The organism is Pseudonocardia pini, assembly GCF_013870575.1.
GTDB classification, from domain to species: Bacteria; Actinomycetota; Actinomycetes; order Mycobacteriales; family Pseudonocardiaceae; genus Pseudonocardia; species Pseudonocardia pini.
Genome location: NZ_JACBXB010000452.1, coordinates 1 through 4473 on the forward strand (window position 1 = coordinate 1; position 4473 = coordinate 4473).

The following is a 4473-nucleotide window of genomic DNA, read 5'->3' on the forward strand; positions in this document are numbered from 1 at the left end:
GCCCCGCCGCCTCCCGCTGGGAGCGCTGCTGGGGATCGTCGGGGGCGGGCTGGTGGCCGTCGGGGTCCTGCTGCCCTGGGCGAACGTGGCCGGAGCCCTCACGGTGACCGGCCTCGACGGCGGCGACGGCGTGATCGCCCTCGGTGCGGGCGGCGCCCTGCTGCTCGCCGCCGCGCTGCGCCTGCAATCCCGGGCGGGCGCGGTCCTGCGGATCCTGGTCGGGCTCGCGGGCCTGGCCGCGGTGGGCGTCGCGGCGCTCGACCTCACGTCGCTGGGGAGGCTCGGCGGGGACGTCGCGGCGCTGGTCCAGCTCGGACCGGGGCTGCCGCTGCTGGCGGCGGGAGGGGTCGTCGGTCTGCTCTCGGCCTTCCTGCGCGGACGGACCCGCCCCACCGCGGGCACGTGAGATACACGTCCGTCCCACACATCGGTATTGATCTTGGGTGAGTTAGGGTCGCCGCCCATGGGACATCGCGAGGACCTGTTGGACGGCGCCGCCGACTGCCTGTACACCAAGGGTTTCGGCCGGACGACCGCCCGGGACGTCGTCGCCGCGTCCGGGACCAACCTCGCGTCGATCGGCTACCACTTCGGCTCGAAGGACGCGCTGCTCACCGAGGCCGCCGTGCGCGGCGCCGGCGAGTGGACACAGGCGCTCGACGCAGCCCTGGGCCGGGTGGATCCCGCCGCCTCGCCGGACGAGCGGGTGGAGCAGACCTGGACGGCGATCGTCGAGCTGTTCCGCACCGACCGGAAGCTCTGGACCACCTACGTCGAGTCGCTGGCGGAGGCGGCCCGGTCCCCGCGCCTGCACGAGGCCCTGGTCGGGGCACAGCGGGAGAACCGCGAGGAGCTGGCCTCGATGTTCCACACCCTGCCGGACGAGACCGCCGAGGCGGACCGCCACACCCGCGTGCTGGGCGGCTTCTACCAGGTCCTGCTCACCGGGCTGATGGTCCAGTGGGTCGTCGACCCCGACACCGCCCCGACGGGCGCCGAGGTGGCGGAGGCACTCCGCATGCTCGTGGGCTCCGCCGAGCTCGCCTGATCCCGCTCAGTCGCCCCGCTTCGGCCGCCCGATCCCGAAGGCGTACAGGGTCAGCAGGACGGCCAGCGGTGGGATGCCGGACCACAGGAACCACGGGTAGGCGGTGTCTCCCGTGGTGATCGAGACGATCCCCCACACCACCAGGTTCACCACCGCGATCGACGTGAAGATGATCGTGAGGACCCGCATCGCGGTGCCGCCGCCGTCGTCGGCGAAGACCCTCGGCCTCCCGTCGGACCGCCGGGCGGGCGCGGTCGTGGGCACCGGTGGGAGGTCTCGGACCAGCCGCTGCAGGTCCCCGCGCGTCTTCGCCGCCCACAGCTCGGCGGACCGCCCGTCGAACTCCTCGAGATCGAGCAGGCCCTCCCCCTGCGCCCACTGCAGGTGCCGGGCGGTGACCGCCCGGTCGACATCGGAGACCCGCATGTCCTCGGGGCGCACCGGCTCGTTCACACGGCCATGGTGCCGGCCCCGGTGCTGTGACGGATCCGGGTTTCCCCCTGATCCCCCCGGCGCGACATCCTGTCCCCATGACGAGCACGGACGCGTTCGACGCACTCCCCCCGCCCGCCGCCGTCGCCGCCCTGCTGACGGTGTGCTCGTCGACCAGGTGGGCCGAGGCCGTGACCGCCGGACGCCCGTACGGCGACCTCGACGCCCTGCTCGCGGCGGGCGACACCGCGCTCGCCGAGCTCGACGACCTCGGCGACGCCCTGGCGGGCCACCCCCGCATCGGGGCCCGTACCGTCCACTCCGCGGCCTCCGCGAAGGAGCAGTCCGGCATGGCGGACGCCTCGGACGAGGTCCGCGCGGCGATGGCCGCGGGCAACGTGGAGTACGAGCGCCGGTTCGGGCACGTCTACCTCGTCTGCGCGGCGGGCCGCAGCGCGGACGAGCTGCTCGCGGTGCTCACCGAGCGGCTGGACGGCACCGCCGAGCAGGAGGCCGCACGCACCCGCAGCGAGCTGGCCGCGATCAACCGCCTGCGGCTGACGGCGTTGATCGTGCAGGATCGATGAGGTGAGTACGCACCCCACCGCTCCCGTTCCCGAGGCCCTGTTCGACGACGAGCGCGAGCAGCGCTGGCGGGCCCGGTTCACCGCGGTGCGGATGTCCCGGCCCGCCTGGGCGCTCGACGCCCCGGACCGCTGCGTCTACAGCTCGAACCAGAGCGGCACCACGCAGGTCCACCTCTGGGACCGCGCGACCGACGAGCACCGCAGGCTGACCGACCGCCCCGCCGGGACGTTCTTCGCCACGCTCCCGCCCGAGGGCGAGACGGTCTGGTGGTTCTCCGACACCGACGGGGACGAGTTCGGGCACTGGGTCGAGCAGCCCTTCGCGGGCGGTCCCGCGACCCTCCCGCTCCCGGACGTCGAGGACGGCTACCCGGCGGGCCTGGACATCGGGCGCGAGCGGGTCGTCGTCGGCACCTCGACGGACGACGGCACCACCGTCTGGGTCGCCGACCGCGGCGGACCCGCGCGCGTCCTCTACCGCAACCCGGAGGACGCGGGGGTCGGCGGGCTGTCGGAGGACGAGACCCTCGTCGCGATCACCCACTCCGAGCACGGCGACTCGCGCCACCCCGCGCTGCGGGTGCTCACGGTGGCGGGCGACCTCGTGGCCGAGAAGTCCGACGGCCCGGGGAAGGGGCTGAACGCCGTCGCCTTCTCCCCCGTCCGCGGTGACCAGCGGCTGCTCGTCGGGCACGAGCGGCGCGGCCGCGAGGAGCTGCTGCTCTGGGACGTGGTGGCGGACACCGAGACCGAGCTCGACCTCGGCCTGCCCGGCGAGCTCGACGCCGACGCCGCTCCCGACACCGCCATCCTCGCCGCGAGCGAGGCGGCGGGTGCGCTGATGCCCAGCGGCTGCCGCATGGGGATCTGCCACACCTGCGTCGGGAAGCTGACCGCGGGGGCCGTCCGGGACCTGCAGACCGGCGAGCGGCACGACGCCGCCGACCAGCCCGGCCGCCCCGTCCGCACCTGCGTCTCCGCCCCGACCGGCGACGTCACCCTCGCCCTCTAGATGTCCGGAGGAATGATGCTGCAACGCGCAGCCGAACGCCCCAGCGCCGCCGCCCACCTGACCGACGAGCAGGTCGAGCAGCTCGGGGCCGAGCTCGACGCGATCCGCGAGGAGGTCGTGGCCTCCCGCGGGGAGCGCGACGCCCGCTACATCCACGCGGTCATCCGCGCCCAGCGGAGCCTGGAGTTCGGCGGCCGCGGCATCCTCCTGTTCGCGAAGTTCCCGCCCGCGTGGATCGCGGGCACCGCCGCGCTGTCGGTGGCGAAGATCCTCGAGAACATGGAGCTCGGGCACAACATCCTGCACGGCCAGTGGGACTGGATGCGGGACCCGAAGATCCACTCCACGACCTGGGACTGGGACCACGTGGACCCGGCCGAGTTCTGGAAGCGCTCGCACAACTACGAGCACCACACCTTCACCAACATCCGGGGCAAGGACCGCGACCTGGGCTACACGGTCATGCGGATCACCCCGGAGCAGGAGTGGAAGCCCGCCGACCTGCTGCAGCCGCTCACCAACGTGGGCCTGTCGCTGATCTTCGAGTACGGCATCGCGCTGTACGACATGGAGACCGACAAGATCCGCAGCGGCGAGAAGAGCTGGGCCGAGGCCAAGCCGCAGATCCTCGCGACGGCCAAGAAGATCGGCAAGCAGGCGGCCAAGGACTACGTCCTGTTCCCGCTGCTGTCCGGGCCGAACTTCCTCGCGAACCTCACCGCGAACTTCACCGCGAACATCGTCCGCAACGTCTGGTCGCACGCCGTGATCTTCTGCGGCCACTTCCCGGACGGCACGGAGACGTTCGAGGAGGAGCGGCTCGACGGCGAGACCCGCGGCCAGTGGTACATCCGCCAGATGCTGGGGTCGGCGAACCTGACCGGCAGCAAGGCGATGCACATCATGACCGGGAACCTGAGCCACCAGATCGAGCACCACCTCTTCCCGGACCTGCCCAGCAACCGCTACTCGGAGATCGCGCCGAAGGTGCAGGACATCTGCCGCCGCTACGGCCTGCCGTACAACGCGGGCTCGCTGCCGAAGCAGTACGGCAAGGTGTGGCGCAAGATCATCCGGCTGGCCTTCCCGGGCGGCCACGAGCGCTACGGCTCCGCGACACCCACCCCGAAGCGCGTCAGCAAGCTCACCCGCCGGGCCGCTCCGGCCCGCCTGGCCGCCTGACCCGCCCCCAGCCCCGCATCACGGAGCCACGACTGTCGTTCTCGGCCCGCCGAACGACAGTCGTGGCTCCATCAGGCGTCAGGGGCGGGGGAGGGTGCGCAGGCCCAGGGTCAGTTCCAGGCGGCCCTTCGGGGTCTCCAACAGCTCGCCGTAGGTCTCGCGGAGGCTCGCGAGGCGGTAGCGCACGGTCTGCGGGTGGACGTGCAGGGCGG

The 4473-nt window shown here is 73.0% G+C and carries 7 protein-coding genes; 5 read left to right on the forward strand and 2 right to left on the reverse strand.

What is annotated here, in order from left to right:
* Together H5J29_RS22035 and H5J29_RS22040 are read left to right on the forward strand one after the other, a co-directional pair.
* On the forward strand, window positions 1-406 hold a 406-nt coding region (locus H5J29_RS22035; protein ID WP_220187757.1), incomplete at its 5' end, for a hypothetical protein.
* Window positions 407-463: 57 nt separating this feature from the next.
* On the forward strand, window positions 464-1048 hold the full coding sequence (locus H5J29_RS22040; protein WP_181782944.1) for a TetR/AcrR family transcriptional regulator: 585 nt from the start codon (window positions 464-466) through the stop codon (window positions 1046-1048).
* 6 nt (window positions 1049-1054) lie between these two features.
* On the opposite strand, the gene H5J29_RS22045 is transcribed toward H5J29_RS22040, so the two are convergent.
* A complete protein-coding gene (locus H5J29_RS22045; RefSeq protein ID WP_181782945.1) occupies window positions 1055-1501 on the reverse strand; it encodes a DUF1707 SHOCT-like domain-containing protein in 447 nt (148 codons plus the stop codon).
* A 77-nt stretch (window positions 1502-1578) separates the two neighbouring features.
* Between H5J29_RS22045 and uraD the strand changes: the two genes are divergently transcribed.
* From uraD to H5J29_RS22060, 3 genes are read left to right on the forward strand one after another with little or no spacing between them, the layout of a single operon-like run.
* On the forward strand, window positions 1579-2067 hold the full coding sequence (gene uraD / locus H5J29_RS22050) for a 2-oxo-4-hydroxy-4-carboxy-5-ureidoimidazoline decarboxylase (RefSeq protein WP_181782946.1): 489 nt from the start codon (window positions 1579-1581) through the stop codon (window positions 2065-2067).
* Between the two features lies 1 nt (window position 2068).
* On the forward strand, window positions 2069-3079 hold the full coding sequence (locus H5J29_RS22055) for a 2Fe-2S iron-sulfur cluster-binding protein (protein WP_181782947.1): 1011 nt from the start codon (window positions 2069-2071) through the stop codon (window positions 3077-3079).
* On the forward strand, window positions 3080-4261 hold the full coding sequence (locus H5J29_RS22060) for a fatty acid desaturase family protein (RefSeq protein ID WP_246394142.1): 1182 nt from the start codon (window positions 3080-3082) through the stop codon (window positions 4259-4261). It begins immediately after the preceding gene.
* Window positions 4262-4339: 78 nt separating this feature from the next.
* Here the strand turns inward: H5J29_RS22060 and H5J29_RS22065 are convergent, their stop codons facing one another.
* Entirely contained in the window at window positions 4340-4468 is a 129-nt protein-coding gene (locus H5J29_RS22065; protein WP_246394145.1) for a helix-turn-helix domain-containing protein, read from the reverse strand.
* Between the last annotated feature and the right edge of the window lie 5 nt (window positions 4469-4473).

Coding starts and splice junctions, on each gene's coding strand:
- uraD (WP_181782946.1), top strand. CDS start 1,579: ATGACGAGCACGGACGCGTTCGACGCACTCCCCCCGCCCGCCGCCGTC.
- H5J29_RS22060 (WP_246394142.1), top strand. CDS start 3,080: ATGTCCGGAGGAATGATGCTGCAACGCGCAGCCGAACGCCCCAGCGCC.
- H5J29_RS22040 (WP_181782944.1), top strand. CDS start 464: ATGGGACATCGCGAGGACCTGTTGGACGGCGCCGCCGACTGCCTGTAC.